Annotated in this window: 17 protein-coding genes; 10 read left to right on the forward strand and 7 right to left on the reverse strand. The window is 38.0% G+C overall.

Features of this window, described 5'->3' with window-relative positions:
* The first annotated feature begins 88 nt into the window (after positions 1 to 88).
* Genes KG708_RS11935 through KG708_RS11950 form a run of 4 tightly spaced genes read left to right on the forward strand, consistent with a single transcriptional unit; the run spans position 89 to position 6,610 of the window.
* Positions 89 to 1,735 (forward strand): DEAD/DEAH box helicase, encoded by a 1,647-nt coding sequence (locus KG708_RS11935; protein WP_213610049.1) that lies wholly within the window; start codon positions 89 to 91, stop codon positions 1,733 to 1,735.
* Positions 1,735 to 3,540, forward strand: a complete 1,806-nt coding sequence (locus KG708_RS11940) for an ATP-binding protein (RefSeq protein ID WP_213610051.1) — start codon at positions 1,735 to 1,737, stop codon at positions 3,538 to 3,540. Before KG708_RS11935 ends, KG708_RS11940 begins: the two co-directional genes overlap by 1 nt.
* Positions 3,540 to 4,463, forward strand: coding sequence for a phospholipase D-like domain-containing protein (locus KG708_RS11945; protein WP_213610053.1), 924 nt, complete (start codon positions 3,540 to 3,542; stop codon positions 4,461 to 4,463). The genes KG708_RS11940 and KG708_RS11945 overlap by 1 nt, the downstream gene beginning before the upstream one ends.
* A gap of 2 nt (positions 4,464 to 4,465) precedes the next feature.
* Positions 4,466 to 6,610 (forward strand): DUF262 domain-containing protein, encoded by a 2,145-nt coding sequence (locus KG708_RS11950; RefSeq protein ID WP_213610055.1) that lies wholly within the window; start codon positions 4,466 to 4,468, stop codon positions 6,608 to 6,610.
* 3 nt (positions 6,611 to 6,613) lie between these two features.
* On the opposite strand, the gene KG708_RS11955 is transcribed toward KG708_RS11950, so the two are convergent.
* From KG708_RS11955 to KG708_RS11965, 3 genes are read right to left on the reverse strand one after another with little or no spacing between them, the layout of a single operon-like run.
* Positions 6,614 to 8,641: a DNA phosphorothioation-associated putative methyltransferase gene (locus tag KG708_RS11955; RefSeq protein ID WP_213610057.1), complete on the reverse strand. Its 2,028-nt coding sequence runs from the start codon at positions 8,639 to 8,641 to the stop codon at positions 6,614 to 6,616.
* Between the two features lie 3 nt (positions 8,642 to 8,644).
* On the reverse strand, positions 8,645 to 9,481 hold the full coding sequence (locus tag KG708_RS11960; protein WP_213610059.1) for a hypothetical protein: 837 nt from the start codon (positions 9,479 to 9,481) through the stop codon (positions 8,645 to 8,647).
* On the reverse strand, positions 9,482 to 9,646 hold the full coding sequence (locus KG708_RS11965; RefSeq protein ID WP_213610061.1) for a hypothetical protein: 165 nt from the start codon (positions 9,644 to 9,646) through the stop codon (positions 9,482 to 9,484).
* A gap of 1,379 nt (positions 9,647 to 11,025) precedes the next feature.
* Here KG708_RS11965 and KG708_RS11970 point away from each other — a divergent pair.
* The 4 genes from KG708_RS11970 to KG708_RS11985 all read left to right on the forward strand — a co-directional run bounded on the left by KG708_RS11970 (position 11,026) and on the right by KG708_RS11985 (position 13,987).
* Positions 11,026 to 11,424: a DUF6088 family protein gene (locus KG708_RS11970; RefSeq protein ID WP_008113525.1), complete on the forward strand. Its 399-nt coding sequence runs from the start codon at positions 11,026 to 11,028 to the stop codon at positions 11,422 to 11,424.
* Positions 11,414 to 12,364 (forward strand): nucleotidyl transferase AbiEii/AbiGii toxin family protein, encoded by a 951-nt coding sequence (locus KG708_RS11975; protein WP_213610063.1) that lies wholly within the window; start codon positions 11,414 to 11,416, stop codon positions 12,362 to 12,364. The genes KG708_RS11970 and KG708_RS11975 overlap by 11 nt, the downstream gene beginning before the upstream one ends.
* Positions 12,365 to 12,548: 184 nt before the next feature.
* On the forward strand, positions 12,549 to 13,424 hold the full coding sequence (locus KG708_RS11980) for a nuclease-related domain-containing protein (protein WP_213610065.1): 876 nt from the start codon (positions 12,549 to 12,551) through the stop codon (positions 13,422 to 13,424).
* A gap of 59 nt (positions 13,425 to 13,483) precedes the next feature.
* Complete coding sequence (locus tag KG708_RS11985) at positions 13,484 to 13,987, forward strand: hypothetical protein (protein ID WP_213610067.1); 504 nt, start codon at positions 13,484 to 13,486, stop codon at positions 13,985 to 13,987.
* Positions 13,988 to 14,016: 29 nt separating this feature from the next.
* On the opposite strand, the gene KG708_RS11990 is transcribed toward KG708_RS11985, so the two are convergent.
* On the reverse strand, positions 14,017 to 14,232 hold the full coding sequence (locus KG708_RS11990) for a hypothetical protein (RefSeq protein ID WP_213610069.1): 216 nt from the start codon (positions 14,230 to 14,232) through the stop codon (positions 14,017 to 14,019).
* Positions 14,233 to 14,322: 90 nt separating this feature from the next.
* On the opposite strand from KG708_RS11990, the gene KG708_RS11995 reads away from it, so the two are divergent.
* Positions 14,323 to 14,676: a hypothetical protein gene (locus KG708_RS11995; protein ID WP_213610071.1), complete on the forward strand. Its 354-nt coding sequence runs from the start codon at positions 14,323 to 14,325 to the stop codon at positions 14,674 to 14,676.
* A gap of 60 nt (positions 14,677 to 14,736) precedes the next feature.
* Positions 14,737 to 14,955, forward strand: a complete 219-nt coding sequence (locus KG708_RS12000; RefSeq protein WP_213610073.1) for a hypothetical protein — start codon at positions 14,737 to 14,739, stop codon at positions 14,953 to 14,955.
* Between the two features lie 578 nt (positions 14,956 to 15,533).
* On the opposite strand, the gene KG708_RS12005 is transcribed toward KG708_RS12000, so the two are convergent.
* From KG708_RS12005 to dgt, 3 genes are all read right to left on the reverse strand, one after another.
* On the reverse strand, positions 15,534 to 16,382 hold the full coding sequence (locus KG708_RS12005) for a transporter substrate-binding domain-containing protein (protein WP_213610075.1): 849 nt from the start codon (positions 16,380 to 16,382) through the stop codon (positions 15,534 to 15,536).
* A 170-nt stretch (positions 16,383 to 16,552) separates the two neighbouring features.
* Positions 16,553 to 18,001, reverse strand: a complete 1,449-nt coding sequence (locus KG708_RS12010; protein ID WP_213610078.1) for a hypothetical protein — start codon at positions 17,999 to 18,001, stop codon at positions 16,553 to 16,555.
* A 68-nt stretch (positions 18,002 to 18,069) separates the two neighbouring features.
* Positions 18,070 to 19,533: a dGTPase gene (dgt, locus tag KG708_RS12015; protein ID WP_213610080.1), complete on the reverse strand. Its 1,464-nt coding sequence runs from the start codon at positions 19,531 to 19,533 to the stop codon at positions 18,070 to 18,072.
* Between the last annotated feature and the right edge of the window lie 49 nt (positions 19,534 to 19,582).

Raw genomic sequence — 19,582 nt, forward strand, 5'->3', positions numbered from 1 at the left:
AAATAATTAAGTGGTCTAGCCTAGTTCCGTACCTATAATTAAGAGATAATGGAAGCTATCACATTGATTTATATTAAAGGACTAAAATATGCTTACTGAAATTTTATCAAACTTCTCTGAAGATGAATTGTTAAGCTTTCTTCCTAAAAATTCAATAAATTTCGCACTTCAACTTGATGCGCAAGACAATCAGGTCTCAGAGGCCAATTCATATAATAAAAATAAACTTGCCGGAATAGTTGCGAGTGTTAAACAAGTCGATTTTATTTTTGACTCGCGACTTCGAAATAAATTAATTGAGCGCTTATCAGCAATGCAGCTAGCTGAGCTCTTTCCTAGTTTTGAACTTCAAGCGAAGCAAGTAACTGCCAATCATTACGATGCAGTAATAAGTTGGGCGGATGAAAACCCTGATAAATTTGCTGCTCTAATAGGTCTATCTAAATTATATGAAAGTCAATTAGCACAAGATAACGATCTAGAGAGTATTACTCATATAGCTCCTAATTATGGTTTATACCCTTATCAGCAAAATATTAGTAAACAAGTATTTACTGAACTTGAACAGCACAAAAAACGAGTTTTAATCCACCTACCAACAGGTGCAGGTAAAACACGCACAGCAATGAATATAGCTGCGGAGCACTTAAGGCAATCTGAAAATAACTTGGTTCTTTGGCTTGCAGATAGAGAGGAACTTTGTTCGCAAGCTTATGTTGAATTTTCTAAAGCATGGCAGTCACTAGGTAATCGATCGACCTCTATTTACGGCTTTTACTCAAGTTCCACGGAGAGCTTAAGTGGTATTGATTCCGGGTTTGTCGTTGCTGGCTTACATAAATTTTTAAATTTACGAAAAAGCGATTCTAGGCAATTACAACTTTTATATAGCAAGTTAGCTGAAAAAGTAACATTAGTAATTTTTGATGAAGCCCACAAAGCTGTTGCCCCGAAATTTCAAGAAGTTGTTCAAGACTTTATTGATGATCAGGCGTTTCATGCTGACTTAATAGGTTTAACAGCAACCCCAGGAAGAAGCTACTCTGAGGATGGATTATCTGAAGAAGACGCCCGCTTAGCTAACTTTTTCAACAACAATAAAGTATCAATGCAAATTTCAGGCTATCTATCACCTATAGATTACTTGGTCGAGAAGGGGTACTTAGCTAAAGCTAATTTTAAATCATTAAATTATGATCATTCAGGTATTGCTGCATACGAATTAAGGGATGCAGGCGGGGTTGAGACAATGATTACATTAGCAAATAACATAGAACGAAACCGACAGATATTAAAAACTATAACCGATGAATGTAAGCTTGGATCTCAAATCATTGTTTTCGCTTGTACAGTTGAACACGGAATAAACTTAGCAACAGCACTTGCATATCAAGGTATTAAAGCAGCTTCTATCGATAGCAAAAACGACACGTCTGAAAGTCGCAGAGCAAAAATAGCGCAATATAAAAATGGTAGCTTACAAGTTCTGGTTAATTTTAATGTACTAACGGCAGGGTTTGATGCTCCTAAAACTAACGTGACCATAATAGCTAAACCAATGAACTCCTTAGTCCAGTATTTACAAATGGCGGGCCGTGCCATGAGAGGTTATAAAAGCGGCGGTAACAAAGAATGTAGCATTTATACAGTTATGGATAACATACCTGAGTTTCAAAGTATTAGCCTCGCATTTGGTTATTGGAATGATATGTGGGCAGAAAAGGAAATAAAATAATGAGTAATAGATTTTTAAGTGCTGAGACCGTTATTGAGTCATTAAGGGATAATGGTTACAACAATACAGCATACGCGCTGGCCGAGTTAATTGATAATAGCTTACAAGCAACCGCAACTCGTGTAGAGGTTGGCTTTATAGAAGAACAACTAAAAGCCCGTAAAAATTATACCGTATCAGAAATCTCCCTTTGGGATAATGGTGTGGGTATGGATATCGACACTCTTCGGGTGGCTATGCAATTTGGCGGCGGTACGCACCGAAAAGATACAGGCGGCATGGGGAAATTTGGTATGGGATTACCAAACTCTTCTATCTCTCAATGTAAACGTGTTGATGTATGGAGCTGGCAAGCAGGTGGGGAACCTCATCATACTTACTTAGATGTTGATGAAATGAAAAGTGGTGCGCTTGAAGAAGTGCCAATACCCATCGCAAAAGCAATACCAACTAAGTACGAAAAAGCATTTTTTACTAAAAAGCCAGAATCTGGCACGTTAATTATTTGGTCTAAGCTTGACCGCCTAAGTTGGAAAACGGGCAAATCAATTTATCGCCACTGTGAACATTTAGTTGGTCGAATGTACCGTAACTTCATTAGCGACGACAATATAAAAATAGAAAGTATTACTTATCGTAAATCAGCAGATGACAGACTTGATGTTTACGATAAAGAAACTTTTAAAGCAAACGATCCAATGTATCTCAAAAAGAATACTTCACTCCCTGAATTACCTGGGAGCTATAAAAATGAAGCTTTTTTTGAAAAAATGGATGAAGAAGTTATTTCTGTCGAATATATTGATGAAAATGGTGAACCTAAACGAGATGATGTAACCATTACTACCTCAATGGTTAAGAAGAATATATCAAATCGAATATTGAAAGACACAGTTGGTAAGTTAGGTGGCACAACTTGGGGTAAGCATTGTAGTAAAAATGTAGGCGTTTCAATTGTTCGTGCTAATAGAGAGTTAGTCTTAAGAGACTCATTTCTGACTTCGGCTCTGAGAGAAAGTAAGGGGCGTTTTATTGGTATTGAAGTATCTTTCCCGCCAACGCTCGATTCTGTTTTTGGTGTAACCAATAACAAACAAGATGCAATACGATTAATCCCTTACGATATGAAAACAATCTTTACTCAAGCAGGGTTCGACTCTGAGCAAGAGTACTTAAGGGATCTCGAAGAAAATTCTGATTCACTATTACAAGTTTTAAAAGTTGTTGCGGTGATCAGAAAGCATGTTTCTGCTTTAACAAAAGCGTTAGATACAATAAATGTAGAAGGTAAAGCTGTAAAAGGTGAGGAGCCTAAAACTGTTTCAGAAGGAGCGGCTTCTAAAGCAACACAAGGTTCTGCGCACCGTGAAACTCACGGTCATAAAACAAGCGATGAACCAACTAAAGAGTTAAAGAAAGAAGATGTTGTTGATCATCTTACAAAAGCAGGTGGAATGAGCAGAGAAGAAGCAGAAGAAAAAGCGGAGCGCCTCATCCTAACCGGAAATCGTTTTTTAATTGAAGATGTTGCTCGGGATTCTGAAGCCTTTTTTGACGTATCAACAAGTAAAGGTTTAACGCTTGTATTATTTAATACCAACCATATTTTTTATCAGAAGCTAGTAAGCAAGCTTGATGGTGATGAACTTGAGATAATGCAAACTACTATTGCAGGTTTTGCACGAGTGATGAATGAAACAACTGACGAAAAACGTTTGAATTATTTAAACACAATTCGCAGAGAGTGGGGACTTGTGATTAGTGAGTTCCTTCAAGGCCCTGAAGATGATGTGGACGACTTCTAATGTCGAGCTTAATCTCAAATACTGAACTCACATCACTGCTAGAATCAATACTTCCTAGTTGTAATGAGTTAACAATTATATCTGCTTTCATGACACAGCCAGCTACACGCTGGCTGAGTTCGTTAATTTCTAACAACAAACCTAAAGTGCAATTAATTGGTCGTTTCACGCCAAATGATTTTGCAAAGGGTGCAAGCGATTTAAATGCACTTCGAGATTGCATTAACAATGGCTACCAAGTCAAAGCACTCGTAAATCTGCATGCAAAAATTTATCAAATAGATCAAGACACTATTTTTAATGGCAGTGCTAATTTAACGGGTAAAGGGTTAGCGCTAGTTAATGACGGAAATTTAGAGTCGTGTAGCAGAGTTAATGCGTGCGAACAATCCAAAGTATTCATAAATAAAATTGTCGAGTCTGCAACTGAATTAACTATAAATATGCTTGATAAAATGCAAGCTTATTTAGAGCAATTTGAAGATACAGATAAAGCTGAACTTCTTGCGGTATGGCCTGAAGAGATACTGCCACAAACAACAGAACTGTTTGTATCAGACTTCCCGTTAGGTAAACCAGGCGCTACTTTGAATGAATATCGACTAAACCCATCATTACCATTTGCTCAAATTGAATACGCTAAAGATGACTTTTTATTAGCTTCAACTTTGTTTAAGCAAACAAAAGCATACGTTTGGCTAAAAACACAAATTATGGAAAATCAGTCAGAACGAGACTTAGGTTTTGGGCAAATATCAAGGTTGCTGCATTATGGATTGTCAGATGACCCTGCACCTTATCGGCAAGAAATTAAAGATCTTCAGGCAAATTTATATTTGTATCTCAAGCTCTATGCGAGCGATGAAGTTGAGATTTATATACCTGGTAAAAGAAGCGAAGTTTTGAGAATTAAAAAGGATTAACAATGGATTTAAAAGGCGCGAAAATTGTAAATTTTTATCAGATTAGTGGTGATGTACAATCTGAAGCATTAGCAGTTAATAAAGTTAAAATTCCTCATTATCAAAGGCCATATAGCTGGGATAAAGAGATGGTAAAAAGATTGATTGAAGACTGGCATAGCCAAGATGAAACGGAATATTTTGCAGGCTCAGTTGTAACTGTTGCTGATATGGAAAGAAAAACTCATGACCTAATAGATGGACAGCAACGCTTCACTACCATTTTTTTGACTAATTATGTTCTTTTCTTACTTTTACGTGTGACTACAAGACAAGCTATTGCTCAATCAAAGATATTACATTTATCGAAACTTTTCGAACAACTTCAACAGTCTAGTGAATATCTTTTTAATAATAAAATAGAACAGTTTGATGGGAATGCACTACTTGAGGAATTTCAGAGCATAGAAGAAATGGATGATGGAGATAAGGAAGATGGTAGGAATAATTTTTCTACTAAATATAGAAACCTAGTCCATCTACCTGAGCTAATGGAAGATAGCAGTGATTTTCAAAATGTCCACAGAGATGAATTAACTACTTTTATAATTAAGCACTCAATGCTCTTAACATATGATAGAAAGTCATTTAATTCACAATTCTCAAAAGCTCTATCAAACGTATATATTACTTTAAATGATCAAAACAAGCCAAGGTTACGAATAGTAGAGGAAGATTTAACTAAAATTGAAAAACAATATACAAATGCAATCCAACAAATATTCGATTCTTTCATGGTACTTAACACAAAAGATAAACCTTTTGAAATTGCAAAGTCTCTTATTGATAAGATATCTTCGTTCTTGCACGAGATAAAGTTATGTGTAGTACAAACTGGTAACCCGAAAGATGCATATACTTTATTTGAAGTGCTCAATGATCGCTCAATGGATCTGGCTGATTTAGATTTAATTAAAAATCAGTTCTATAAGAAGTACTGCTTGAAAAGTGAGGAATGTGATAGTGTCATTGACGCAAAAATAGAAACTTTAGAAAATCAATGGGGTGATGAAATATACAGTGACACTGCTGACTATCGTAAAAAGTATATTACGTTCTTTGCCACAGCCTTTATGAGCGGTTCAACATCTATCGGTTATAATCAAAATGATAAGTATAGAGAAGAGGTGAAAAAGTACTTAGAAAATCAGAATGCATATAAGTCGCAAGATATAACAATTGATTTTAATATTTTCCAAGCTTGTAGAATAATCGTTAACACCTTTGAACTTAAAGATCGAGAAAGAGAAAAATTAGCTTTAAAGGCTGAATACAATAAAGATAGAAGCCCTGCTTTTAAATTAATATCACTTTTATGTGCACTTAAATACAATGGTGTTATGGCTGGGTATTTTTGTCTTATCCTAAAATACATACAAAACCATATTTGCTCTAACTTCAGACCTAATAAAGTTCAAAGCTTTCTGGATGAGCTTATTGAAAATAAGAATAAAGAACAGTTTGGAAAACTAAATAGCCAAGCCATAAAGCTGTCTCATTTAGCATTGCTTCATAAAGATTATAAAGGGGCTAGAGAAATGGGTAATCGTTTGCTAAGTCAAAATAATAAAACTTCTTCAAACGTATACTATTCTGATTTGAATCCTCTGAATGATGAGAATAAAGATCTCTTTTATTCTTGGCTAGATAGCTGGCAATATAACTCTTCTGATATTAAAGTTAGGGTACTTTTCGCTAAGCTGTTATCAACCTCTCTAGATGCTGACAAGCTAGCGGTTAAAAGCATCAATATAGGAATCTCAGAAGAGGAAGTGTCGAAGTTGCACTTAGATCACATGGAACCAAGGGCTCCGGAACAATCTAACATCACAGCCTATTTTGCAGATGACTCTCGTGACTACCATGTAAATTCAATAGGGAATATGTTTCCATTACCTCAAGCACAGAATATAGATAAATCTAATAAGCCATTTTCCGAGTCGTTTAGATACCTTGAAAATTCAGGACTCGGTGGACATTGGATTACTCAAAAAACACGAAAAATATTTGATGAGAATAATGATAACAATGTACCGAAGCAAGAGTTTTTCACAAAACGAAAAACATTATTAAAAGAAAAGTTTTATGAGTCACTAAAGTTAGATTAACTTTTATATACCATAGAAACGATATTGCTTAAGAGTAAGTTTATTTGTTGATAGCAACTCATTTAAATGTTTAAAAAATATTGTTTTATCTTTCCTAAGGTTAGGTGTTTCTTTATTTAGGCGTTTATTAAACGCCTTTTGTTTTTTATAGTCCTCAAACGTATCGTCAATATAATCAATTTTATTAAGAAGTAGTGGGCGCTTTTCCTCAATAATGTAATCAAAAAAGTCTACATCTTGCTCTCCCATTTTTATTTTCACGCGCTCTTTAAGCTGTGGAAGAGGGGAGTCATAAAAACCTTCATATCCAAGTAGTGTGACTTTACCTGAATGTATGTGAATTTTAATAAGCTGAATATCATCAAGCTCACCATACATTTGCAGGGCTGCGCCTATATAGACGCGAAGTACTAGAGGTAATAAGGTGATAAAGTCCTTATGTAGCGTTAGTGAGTGTGGTAGCCCATTTTCAAAGTCGACTTTACCTGCAGGTAATATCTTCTCAGCTTCTAGGCACAATGATTCAATTAATCTACTATCTGCTATTTGAAAAAGCAGTTCAGTGGCTTGATGCTGCGCTATTTTGTAAGTGTCGAAGAATGCTTTTATGTCACGCTTTAAGTCTTCTGGTTGCTGTGTGTAAGGTTTACGCTTTTCAAACATAGCAAGTGCAAAGTAAAGCAGTAAATCTTCTTTTCGCATTGTTTCAGCTGTTTTTAGCTCGTCTTCTTCAAACCACTTTAAAACAAGTTGTAGCGCTTTTTTATTGGAGCCAATAATCTCTTTTATTTTGTCACTTTGTACAAACTCATTGTTAGCTGGGCAGCGGCCAAGGGTTAAGCATGTGAGCCAAAACGATTCAAAAAGCTGCTGATGCTGCGTAAATAAAATTCGTGCTTGTTCTTCATTTACGGGTTCTGGTGCTGTTAGGTGTTGCCACTTATAAGTACGTTTATGGCGGTTTTGTAAAAAGTGTTGTTCGAGCTGCTTATCTTTAAATATGTAATAAATACCAGGGGCAACAGCAATCGCGTTTTCGTCAACGCTTATTTCTATAAACGCTTTAAGCTCAGCTTGCGTATAGTATTTTTGAAAAGTATTTCGGCTTGTAATCACACCGTCTTTATAAAGCTGAAACTGACTAACGAGTGATTCGTTACCTAACATTGCAGACACAACCAATAGCTTTTGTGAAAGCTCCCATGCACTTAGTAGCGCTTCTATCCGCTCATCACGGTCTTCTATTACATTTATTACAAATCCAATATTAACAATGTCAGAAATAACTTTATCTGCATCGGGGCGGTAGTTTAAATCCCAACCTAGTGCATCTATTCCATGGGCCTCAAGCTCTCTTAAATCATCACCTCGGCCACAGCCGTAATCAAAAATTGAATAGTCGCCATTTAAAAATCCGTTTTTAGCTAATGTTTTTAGAGGTGCTGATAGTTCATGGCGAACAATTGCAGTTAAATGCCTGTCGATTGTTTTGTCATCATTAGGGCTTTGTAATGCAGAGCTACGAAACAAACGGCCATCAACTAGCTCATACCCTTTTTTAGCAATTAATCGCTCCCACGAGCCTTTAAAGCCAATCATACGCGTGTTTTCATATAAACCGGCTTGCTCACCTTCAGCAGTTAAGTCACAAAATAATTGGTAGTGCTTATTAGTTGGCGAAACCATGGTTTCTTTTCGGTGTAATATCGGCGGGTTTTCGCTGTTATCGTATTTAGTAATTTTATGCGACAGTTTTGCTAAATCAACAGTAACACTTTGCTTTAGTGCTGGGTAAGAGTCTTCATAAAATGTAGGGTAACTTAACAGCGAAAGCCTAAAGTCGTTTTTAAATAGCTTTAAGAGATCGTAATCGGCTTCATCTACTTTAAGAGCTTGAGCAACAACCTTAATAAATTTGACTAACTCAGCAGGTGCATCAGCAAATGCATCTTTATGAAAATAGATTGCATCAGGTAGCTTTTTGGCTGTTTTTACTTTCTTTACAAGTTGCTTAAATTGCTCTGCGTTCATAGGTTAATAATTTGCTAAATGTAGTGCCTGCACTTTACAGGGATTTAATGTATCCAAACTATATAGCCCATCTTGTTGATTTACAATGCAAGGGCATTCAGCGATATAAAAATCAATACCGTTAGGTGTTTTTATACTCCGTAAATAAACAGGCACAATTGGCATAGATGAAGGCAGCTTTTGTATTAGGCTTAAACTAGGGTAAAGCAGTTTATGTTTGGCTAGTGAATCAAATTTATCGCCATGTTTTGCTTCAATCACAAATAAGTGCTCTTTACCGTCCCGCTTAGCAACAAATACAGCATCGATTTCAACTTGACCATTTATATGTTCAAGAACGACGTTTTCGTTAGCGAGTGGCTTAAAGTTAAATGTGAATGTACTTTGCCCCGTTGCTGGCACTACTATGGTTTTGTCATCTTTTAAGTTAAGTGCTTCAGCCATTAACCCTGATGCTATAGCTAGATTTACAACTGAGGTTTCAGTTACTTTTGGTAGGAGTTGAAAGGCAAATAAGCTGCGAATTGATACGTTTGGTAAAAACAGCTCAGGGTGTAATTGACCAAACAAAGCTTGGTCATTAAAAAAGAAAGCGTTTACATCATTTGTTTTTACAAGTGAAAAATAAGTTTGATTTGAAGCTGGGCGGGAGCCAAGCCTTAACACCATGGTATTTTGATCTCTTAAAATTTTTGGCAATTTTTTTAATGAATCAATAGATATTGAAGCTGCTGTATTTGCTTTTAAATTATTAGCGTTCGCATAGTCTTGGAAGCCCTGCGGGGATGATACGTTTTGTTCTTTTGCTTGCATTTCTTGCAGTAAATCGTGAAATATCACTTATTGATCCTTAATTTCAATAAAATAAAAATACGCCCGCCCGCGCTTTTCAAACTTAAGCTCGCTACGTTCGCGGCGGTGCATTAACTCACAGCCTGATATTTTTAGATGTTTAATGGCCTCTTTACTCGAAAGCCATTTGCGCTGTTGGTTTTGAGCAGCCATTAAAATTACCCAAACAGTTAAGATAATTTAATATACATAACGCTTTTAATAACAACAAATTTACAGGCGAGTGCCAAGACAATTCCCCGTGATCACACCCGAAAGCTAAAAATTGATGAATAATCACTTGCATGGATGCAAGTTAAGCCGTGACTTCGCCATGGACGGCGAATACACGGCGTTTACGTTCATATCAACTTTTAGCTTGAGGAATTAGTGTGATCCTCGGGGCGCCGAGAGATTCCAAAGAGAAGTCGGCGTTTACTTCTCTTTGGTTGCCGTCGCCAACGCGACATAACTAAAAATTTGCAATTAAAAAAATTGATCGCGATTTAAGTTTTGCTTAATTACTTGTGTAATTAACTGCTCGTAAATACCTATTTGCTGCATTAAATCGCTCCCTGTTAGTGAATGTTCAGTTTACTAAAAAATGCAATGTAAACAAGCATTAACTCACTATTGAATTAAAGGCCGCTGTTAAGACAATTCCCCCGTGATCACACCCGAAATTGAATTAATGATGAGTAATAGCAGCGCATGGAGGCGCGTTAAGCTGTGACTTCGCCATGGACGGCGAATACACAGCATTTACGTTCATATCATTAATTTAAATTGAGGAAATAGTGTGATCCTCGGGGCGCCGAGAGATTCCAAAGAGAAGTCGGCGGTTACTTCTCTTTGGTTGCCGTCGCCAACGCGACATGTATTCATAAAGGCGTCGAGCATCGAGCGTCGAGTTGCAGGAAGCGGGCTTCGAGCTATTTAAAGCTGTGCTTTTCGCGTTAGTAAGCTGCGTGTTTAGGGGATAATTTTTTACGTTGGTGGAAATTTATTGCTTTGACGCGCTAAAGCACGACCTACATTTTAAGCTGAATTTATAGCCCGTCGCTCGCGGCTCGTCACCCGAAGCTTTGCTTTCTCATTTACCCTCATTGTTTTCTCTTTGTGCAAATTGATTGTAAATGATGTATTCACCACAGAGATTAAGAGGCGCTGCGCTTTAGAGAAAGAATATAAAGACCGCGTCAGCAAGCTTAATGCCTACGGTAGTAACAGGAGCTTGCTCGTCGCCCGCATTGTTTTTATCTTATCTGTGTAGCGCCGCGCCGCGGTGAGCTCGGTGGTAAAATTGGTTTTAAGATAATCACGGCTAAAGCCAGTTCCTACGACAGTAAAAGGAGCTAGGTGTTAGGATTTGCTCGTAGCTCGAAGCCCGTCGCTCGAAGCTAATAATTTAAAACAATTACAGTTAAAGCGCGTTCCTACTGGTGATAGATACCATTAAGATGATGTAATTACATCAACTAAGTGTCGTATGTTTGCATTGTTTAGATGTCGTATGTTTGCTATATTTTATCTAAGCAACGAGGGTAATTAATATGACAATAGCAAGTAAAGTAACCACAAGAATAAATCGCTCTAAGCGTTATGTTTTTGAGCGCGCTGATTTTGCTGATATTGCAGGTTACGACCAAGTTGGCCGTGTTTTAAAAAAGCTAGTTGATAGTGGCCAGTTGTTACGTATTGGTTATGGGCTTTATACTAAAGCGCGAGAAAATCGCATTACTGGTAAGTTAATGCCAGCTTCACCTGCGGGTGCAGATGGTGTCATTTTAGAGGCTATTGAAAAACTGGGCGTTGAGTACCAGTTTGATGAATTTACACAACGCAGTCTTAATGGTGAAAGCTTACAAGTTCCCGCTTCATTTAAAATAATGACCAATAGCCGATTTAAGCGTAAAATTGTTGTAAATAACAGCGCTATAAATGCGAGTTGATAGCGATTTATTTTTAGATGTAGCGGATGCTCTTGGTATGGGTAATCCTGCCATTGTTGAAAAAGATTACTATGTAGTTGCATTACTTAAGCTACTTTGTGAGTTATCTTTTGATACGCATTTTTTAGTTTTTTCAGGTGGTACGGCATTAACAAAGTCAGGCATTAAAACTCATCGAATGTCTGAAGATGTTGATATAAAAATCATTCCCAAAGATTTAACTGCTAACACGTCTAAAACTAAAAGAAGAAAGGCTAGAAAAGCGCTCCACTTACAGTTAATTGCTGCAATTAATTCACATGATTATTTTTCTGTAGAAAATACTCCAACTGTTTTTGATGAATATCGATATCAACAAATTGATATTCGCTATCCTCAAGCCCATTCAAAAGCCCCATGCTTACGACCGTTTATTAAATTAGAGCTTATTGAAACGTTACTTTTTGATAACGTACAAAGCCGCAATATATCTTCTTTAGTGAACGAGGTAACTCAACAGGCACCTGAAGTGCCGCTGATGGATTTTTCTAGTATTAAGAGTACACAAGCTGAAAAGTTAGTGTCTATGCTTAGGCGAACAGCGAGCTTTGCACGTGATAATAAAAGAGACGATGATCCTGCGCTAATTCGCCATATTTATGATACATATTATATTCAACACGCTGGATTGGCGAATGTTCAAGATGTAGTACCTTTAGTTCAAAAAGTCATCGCGGAAGATATTACCCGTTACGGTAATCAGCATTTAGAGTTTATGGCAGAACCGATTATTGAACTTAAGTTTGCTTTAAACGTGTTACAAACTAATTCACTCTATGAAACGCGCTTTAATGAATATGTTGTTCCAATGATTTACGATAGTCATAAATTGGTGTGGCAAGAAGCATTTGATGTATTCAAATCATTTTGTAAGATTGTTTTGAATGATATCGAGCTTTAACCATCAAATTTGAAAAGCGCTGTATTTTCACAATCACTACGCACTAATGCTCGGGGCGCCGTGGGGTTCCAAGGGGCGGTCGGCGCATTAACTTAGTAAATAGCGCCCCTTGGTTGCCGTCGCCAACGCGACATGTTCCTGTTTTTAATGTATAAAGAATACGTTGTTATTACAGGAACTCGTCATGGATGATTTTTTAAACCAAGGTTTAAGCCTTTTAGTTATTGTTGGTAGTGTTTACTCATTACTTGGCATTTTGTTTTTTCGTATTTGGTCACATCAACGCAGTGCTAAACTTCCTATCGAACGTCATAAATTAAAACGTGTTGCCGCTCAAACTCTAAGTGAACAAGTCAATGATAATATTGTTGATGTTATAGGTTTAATTTTCTTGTCTGCTTTAATTGTTACAATGCCTTTTGCTATCAAAGGGATTGCTGAAGTTTTTGCTAGCGGCAAGTTTAATTACTTCTTAATTATTATGATCATGTTGGGTTTAGCCTATGTAGCAAGAAAGCTGTGGTTTAAATCAAATCACTTAATAAAACTAAAGCTTGGGCGTGATGCTGAACTTGCTGTTGCCTCTGAACTTATAGAGTTACAGTCACACGGATACCAAGTATTTCATGATATACAAGCTGATGGTTTTAACATTGATCACTTAGTCGTGGGGCCAAATGGTATTTTTGCTATTGAGACCAAGGGTAGGCACAAGCGAATAAAAGACGATACAAATTACAAAGTTAAATTTGAGAATAATCATTTAGCATTTCCCTCTTGGTTTGAAAGTAAGCCGTTAGAGCAAACTCAAAATCAAGCAAACTGGGTGAACAAATGGCTATATGAAGCAACGGGTTTTAACACTCAAGTTTTCCCTGTTTTGTGCTTTCCTGGTTGGTTTGTTGAACTAAAGCAGCGCCCACTGTTTCCAATTGTTTCGCATAAACAAATAGTGAAAACGATTCTTTCGATGCGACAAGTAAATTTAAACCAAGAGCAGCAACGTGCGATTTGTTATCAAGTGGTTCAGCGTTCACTGCATGAAAGTAAAGCAATTTAAAAGCTAAATAGTTTAAGCCTGTAAGTTACGTATGTAATTATTAAAATAATAGCCTTGAAATGTTACTTAAAATCAATATGATGAGCACAAAGTTAGAATATGGAAGTTCCAGTCAGATGGTAGCCTTTTTTAAAAAAAAGAATAATACACCAGAGCCACTAAATATTATTTGTCCTGCGTGCACAGAAGAAAATACACTTGAGTATGGAGCACATATAAACTGTAATAAATGCGAAAAAACATTTGCTGGCCATACTTATAAACGTTTTAAAAAGCCGTTACTTTCGGTTAAAGCAGCTTTATTTATAGGGGCTGTAGGAGCATATAAGGTAGATAAAGAATTTTTAGAACCTAAGCGATACTCTACAGGGGCAATTGTAGAAATAGTAAGCTTTTGTGCAAGCTCAGACACAATTTTTAGTAAAGCTTCGCAGAGGGTTACTGCTAAAGCTTGTATATGTGCTTTAGACGAAACGATGAGAGAAGTACCCGAGTCAGAACTAGCTTCAAACGCTAAGTTATTTCAGACCTCTTTTGTGAATAATTTAAAACAATGTAGATAGCGATACTTGCGTATCGCTATCCGTTCACTTTATTTTGACTTGGGTGCGTTGTTACCTCGCCCTTTTCCTGATGGCTTACCTGTTTTGCTAGGGCCATTAGGTGGAGCTGGACGTGGGCTTTGCTGGTTACCTGCAGCAGCTCTTTGAGCTCGAGCAGCAAAGCTGCCCTTTTCAACTAAGCCGTTGTTAGCTTTTGCTTCTGCTGCTTGGATTCGTGCAGCGGCACTTTGATTCATATTTTTCATGATATTTTCCTTATTTAACTTAAATGTAAGCTCTCCGCTTTGAGAGCAAAATCATCTTAAATAGGGTGCTGGGACAAATTGGGACAGAAAATGGAAAAACACGAAGAATTACAAAAAAAAATTAAATTTATTATAAATGAGCTTGGTTTAACTCAAATTGAAATGGCAAAGCGAGTTTATTGTGAGCGTTTTGAAGATGACGACTCTGAAGAAATACGTAAATTTACAGAAACATTTCGCCAAAATTTAAAGCGAAAAGCAAAGGCAGAATTACTTGAGAGCTATTTAGCTAATATCGCAAATCTACGTGAATTTAAGAATTCAGATTTAGCTTTTTCTAATCCTTTAGATCTTGGTTTTATACCTTTAGATGTTAAAAGAGCACTGCAAGAACTATCTAAGGAACTAGTAAATAATATAGATTCAGAGAGTAGTAAGCTTTAGCCTGACAAGTTACGCGACGCGAGTAAGTGGAAGCATGGATGCTGACAGTAACCCAGTTTCATGGATGAATTATTTGCAGCAGAGTCAACCTTAAAAATCGTTCGCCCCTTGGTTGCCGTCGCCAACGCGACATGTATTCATAAAGGCGTCGAGCATCGAGCGTCGAGTTGCGAGAAGCGGGCTTCGAGCTATTTAAAGCGGCGCTTTTCGCGTCAGCAAGGTGTGTGTTTAGGGGATAATTTTTTACGTTGGTGGAAATTTATTGCTTTGACGCGCTAAAGCACGACCTACAATAAATCCGGATGTCAATCATACCCGCAGGCGGGAGTTTACCTCGTGCGTTTAACTTAAAAAACAATTTTTGCACCACAGAGGTTCCCGAGGCGCTTTGCGCTGCACCGAGGTGGATTAATATTTTTTAAGCATTTCTCTGTGAGCTCTGTGTCCTCGGTGGTAAATATTTATTTAGGCTTAATCTGACGCGATATAAAACCGCTGCTACAGATCTATATTTGGCTTTTTATTTCCTCTAAAAGCGCAGCGTCTCATAACCTCTTTGTGAATAAATCACTTAAAAACTATTTGAACACAGAGAAGACAACGGGCTTCGAGCGACGAGTAGCGAGCTTTACAAACAGCCTGATATCAGCCCTGAACCTAGAGCCTACTCTATTTAGCGCAGCGTCTCTTAATCTCTGTGGTGAATAAATCACTTAAAACATGTTTGCACAAAGAGAAGACAATGAGGGTAAATGAGAAAATATAAAAACAGGGGTTAGGTTTTACCATCCCCCCGTAGCTCGTAGCCCGAAACCCGCGATCCAAACATAAAACGCGCAGCATAAAGCCCCGCCAGGTTAGTCGGCTAAGGCGCTATGTCTAGGCTGATAAGCGCCGTTATTTAAGGCGTCAAAATAGGTTTGGTAGCGGCCTGTTTGTTTAAATTTTTCTAGTTGTTGATTGAATATTGAGCGTAATTGTTCGCTATTTTTGTTGTTCTTTGGAAATAACAAAAAGCTTTGATTTATTAATAATGGCTTTGAATGATGGTTTATAGAATCTACAAGCTTGGGTAATTTACTGGTTAAGGTGAAATAGCCTACACTTTGCTCTTCGGCAAAGGCATCAATACGGCCCATGGCTAAGCGCTTAAAATTTTGCTCTGTTGTACTAACGCGTGACATGTCGAATACACCTTCTTTTTCGGCTTTATCAAATTCTTTGCCGTAGCTGTAGGCAAGGCCGCCGCCGAGTAATAAACCTTTTAAATCTTTAATTGATTGCCAATCAAACGGGTGTTGCTTGTGATAAAAAAATACAAAGCGCTCATTGAGCACCGGATCGCTGTATAGATAGTCGTCGGTGCGCTGTGGTTCAAACATCCACACGGCAGTGGCTGCGTATTTGTCATTTATGGTGTCGTGGTAAGCGCGTGGCCAAGGTAAAAAGGTAAAGTTAACCTTGATGTTGGCTTGTGCAAATATATCGGTTATTAGGTGTGCAACTACGCCTTGGTGAGGAAGATCTTTACTTAAAAATGGGGGCCATTCACCGGCACTCATATTGATAGAGGTGGTGATAGTGTGGTTTTTATTTTCAAGATGAATTGTGTCTATTGCGTAGGTGTAATTACTTAACAAGGTCATCAGCAATAAAGAGGCGGTATAAATAAGGTATCTTGGTTTGGCTGATAACATAACATTCATGTGTATAGGTTTTTCCTTACTATAGCTTTTTCTGGTGTAAGTGGCTTTGAATATTGCTTAAATAATAAGCTATCTTAAAATGCAGCCACTGAATGTAAGCTTAAGAACATAACCATGGTCTGAAAACCTATTTCACTGTTCCTAATTTCACTATTTCTTATAGTACCTTGTTATTCTTTTGTTTGCATGTTTTTTGCGCGTTCTTCGGCATCTATTAGTGCTTGTGATTTTGGGGCACGTTGTTTTTTTTCTATTTTTGGTTTTTCGGGTGAGTTTGGATCCCAACTTTCATCAAGGGATAGGTTAGCAAATGGGTTGCTGCTTTGCTGTGCGTTGTCTGGTTTACTTGGCACTTTAGGCGCCGCTTTTACCTGCTCTGCTTCTAGGGATGTTTTTTTAGCCTTTAGCGGTACGTTAGGGTCGAAAGTACGTACCTCTGGCTCTTTAAAGTCGTGCTCAGTGATTGTGTTTTGTAATGGGTGCTGCTTTTTAGGTGGATGCAAATCTACCTTAGGTTGAGCGGGTGTAATGGGCTCAGGTGTAACCTGTGAAGAAGTTATAGGCGCTTTGTTTTTAACCGGTATAACCGGCTCGCTGGCTTGCTCAACCGGGTTGCGCTTTATTTTAGTTTGTTTGGCGTGAGGGTCATAATCTCGTATTTGTGGTTCAGCAAATTCAGCTGCATTTTTTATCCGTTCTAAGGTTGCTTTAGCGGCCGCTTCAAACTCAGCCGTGTTAGGTTCCGGCTTTACTTTAACTGTGCCCATTTCGCTTGTATTTGATATTGTTGAAGGGCTTTCGGCTGCTGTGTTTGGCTGATCAGGGTGTGCTATAGGGTGGGCTGTTTTATTGATATGACTTTGATTATTTTCTGTCTTTATTGGAGCGGATGCGTTTAAGGGCACACTGCTATTAGCCGATTGTTTATTTTGCTTAAGATTACGCAGGCGTATTAATACCGCAACCGTTATTAACACGACTAACAATAGTGCCACACTCGATAATACTAGCGCTCTAATGCTGGACTCTTTAGCTGTTGAAGAGGCAATGACTGCTGATTGCTCACTGGCTTTTATAGTCATAGGTACAGCTGTTTGTGCTGGCTTAACAGTGGTTGTTTTTACCTCTGGTGACGTATTTTTCTCCGCTTTTGATAACACACTGGCTGGTGTTTTATTTGGTTGTTCATTTTTTACAGCAGAGGTGTTTTGTTCAACCACTGCTGTTGGGGTAACGTGTGATTCATCAGGCTTTGCCGTGGCTAATGCCGCAGTTGTATTATTTTTAGTTTGTTTGGTGTTTTCAGAGGCAATAGGTTGCTCAGTTTCAGAGGGCATAACTGAAATGGGTTTAGTTACTGGTGGATTAACAAACTCAGGCGGGGGTTGCTTAATAACAGGCTGCAATTTAGGTGCTGTCTGAGTGTTTACTGCTGGTGGGTTAGTGCAGTTTTTTTCAAAGTCGCGGGCGGCATTGCGGTATTTACGGCTGGCTTTGTTATGGCTGTGTTGCTGCATTTCTTGTTTTATAAGAATACACATGGCTTCGTTATAAGCGGTACTACTGGCACTATAAAACAAAGCCAAACAAAAAAGTAAGCAACTCAGTAACGGTTTCATAAAACTCAAAAGCGATTAAACATCAATGCGCTAATTTTAAGCGTAAAGTGAAAAATTATCTAGAAGCGTTAGTCAATTACCATTAAACTTCGGTACTCGTCGTAAGCAAATTGGTCGGTCATACCGCTAATGTAGTCTTGAATAAGCCTGCATCGATAATAAAATTCGTAGGCGGCAAAGTGGTCAGGCTCTTCTTGCATTGCATTTATGGCATGTTGGTAGCTACTTAAATGCTTTTTGGAGAGCTTTTTAACTAGTCTCGATTCTATTAATAAGCGGGTATCGCCATGCAGTGCGCGTTTAAAGTCATCGCTGCTCAATAGCAGTAAAGGTTTATAGCAATCGAGCAGGCCATTAATGATACGGTAGCCCTGCAGTTCGAGTTTTTCTACTTCTTTATGGGAAAATACATGCTCAAGCGCGACCTGTTTGAGTGCTTGGGTTACTGCATGCAAGTAGCTACGATCTTCTAATAATGCATGGTTAAAATCGCCATGATAAATTGGCTCTATATTTTGTATAAAGCGTTTTGCGCCATGGTTTACTAGCGGGTGCAGTAATGACACGCGTAAATAAATAAAAAATTCACTATTAAAATTAAAGGGCTGGGCTTGAGCGCGTTCAATGGCGTAGTTTATAGCGTCATCCACAAAGCTTTGGTGCTGGGTGTCGGTAATGGCTAAATTAATCAGTGCTTTATGATATTGCTTTTTCAGTTGCTCACATAAATATTGAGTGCTTAATATGTCTTTTTCGACCGCGTCTTCTATATCGGCAAGGCAGTAAGAAATGTCGTCGGCGGCTTCCATAATGTAGCTTGCTGGGTGGCGGCAGTAGGGCTCTATTTTTAGTTCAGTTTGCAGGGCTTCTATAAAGTTTTTTTCGCTGTAGTAATACCCTACTTTTTTCATAATGTAGTTTTTATTTTGAGGGATATCTTGCTTGGCTAAGCTTGCAGGGCGAGTGTATTTTAAAATTGCTGCACTTTGGCTGTAGGTTAAATTAAGGCTAAGCAGTGAGTGAATAATGCGTATGCCTTGTGCGTTTCCTTCAAAGTGACAAATATCGTGAGCTAAGTGCTTAAAAATAATGCCAATACTGCTATGAGGCGTTTGGCAACGTGATGGTGTGATACTGGCTAAATTGGTATTAAACCAGTTATTTATTGCCGCTTCGCCAAAGTGACCAAATGGCGGGTTACCAATGTCGTGCATAAGGCAGGCCATTTCTACTAAGCTTTCTAGGGGGCGCTCTAATCCGTAGAGGCCATAGTCTTTTTGTTGCTGATAGTTTAAGTTAGCAAAAATGCGCTGCACTATAAACCGCCCAACTTGTTGTACTTCAAGGGAATGGGTTAACCGAGAACGTACCGCTGCATTTCGCTCAAGGGGAAATACTTGGGTTTTTTGTTGCAGCCGACGAATGGCAGCACTGTTAATAATACGACCACGATCGCTTTCAAGCGCCATTTGTAAGTTAGCTGTAGTGCGCTGCATACGGGCAGGTGTAATCTTTGTTTTAAAGTCGATCATGGTCGTCCTTTTTGGTTTTTATAGTTAAATGTTAAGATTTCTCTAACAG

The sequence above is a fragment of the Pseudoalteromonas sp. genome, from assembly GCF_018402495.1.
In the GTDB taxonomy this organism is placed as follows: domain Bacteria; phylum Pseudomonadota; class Gammaproteobacteria; order Enterobacterales; family Alteromonadaceae; genus Pseudoalteromonas.

Bases quoted from the DNA above. Each gene is read 5' to 3' on its own strand.
- KG708_RS11935 (WP_213610049.1), top strand. From the start codon at position 89: ATGCTTACTGAAATTTTATCAAACTTCTCTGAAGATGAATTGTTAAGC.
- KG708_RS11940 (WP_213610051.1), top strand. From the start codon at position 1,735: ATGAGTAATAGATTTTTAAGTGCTGAGACCGTTATTGAGTCATTAAGG.
- KG708_RS11945 (WP_213610053.1), top strand. From the start codon at position 3,540: ATGTCGAGCTTAATCTCAAATACTGAACTCACATCACTGCTAGAATCA.
- KG708_RS11950 (WP_213610055.1), top strand. From the start codon at position 4,466: ATGGATTTAAAAGGCGCGAAAATTGTAAATTTTTATCAGATTAGTGGT.
- KG708_RS11955 (WP_213610057.1), bottom strand. From the start codon at position 8,641: ATGAACGCAGAGCAATTTAAGCAACTTGTAAAGAAAGTAAAAACAGCC.
- KG708_RS11965 (WP_213610061.1), bottom strand. From the start codon at position 9,646: ATGGCTGCTCAAAACCAACAGCGCAAATGGCTTTCGAGTAAAGAGGCC.
- KG708_RS11970 (WP_008113525.1), top strand. From the start codon at position 11,026: ATGACAATAGCAAGTAAAGTAACCACAAGAATAAATCGCTCTAAGCGT.
- KG708_RS11975 (WP_213610063.1), top strand. From the start codon at position 11,414: ATGCGAGTTGATAGCGATTTATTTTTAGATGTAGCGGATGCTCTTGGT.
- KG708_RS11980 (WP_213610065.1), top strand. From the start codon at position 12,549: ATGGATGATTTTTTAAACCAAGGTTTAAGCCTTTTAGTTATTGTTGGT.
- KG708_RS11985 (WP_213610067.1), top strand. From the start codon at position 13,484: ATGTTACTTAAAATCAATATGATGAGCACAAAGTTAGAATATGGAAGT.
- KG708_RS11990 (WP_213610069.1), bottom strand. From the start codon at position 14,232: ATGAAAAATATGAATCAAAGTGCCGCTGCACGAATCCAAGCAGCAGAA.
- KG708_RS11995 (WP_213610071.1), top strand. From the start codon at position 14,323: ATGGAAAAACACGAAGAATTACAAAAAAAAATTAAATTTATTATAAAT.
- KG708_RS12000 (WP_213610073.1), top strand. From the start codon at position 14,737: ATGGATGAATTATTTGCAGCAGAGTCAACCTTAAAAATCGTTCGCCCC.
- KG708_RS12005 (WP_213610075.1), bottom strand. From the start codon at position 16,382: ATGAATGTTATGTTATCAGCCAAACCAAGATACCTTATTTATACCGCC.
- KG708_RS12010 (WP_213610078.1), bottom strand. From the start codon at position 18,001: ATGAAACCGTTACTGAGTTGCTTACTTTTTTGTTTGGCTTTGTTTTAT.
- dgt (WP_213610080.1), bottom strand. From the start codon at position 19,533: ATGATCGACTTTAAAACAAAGATTACACCTGCCCGTATGCAGCGCACT.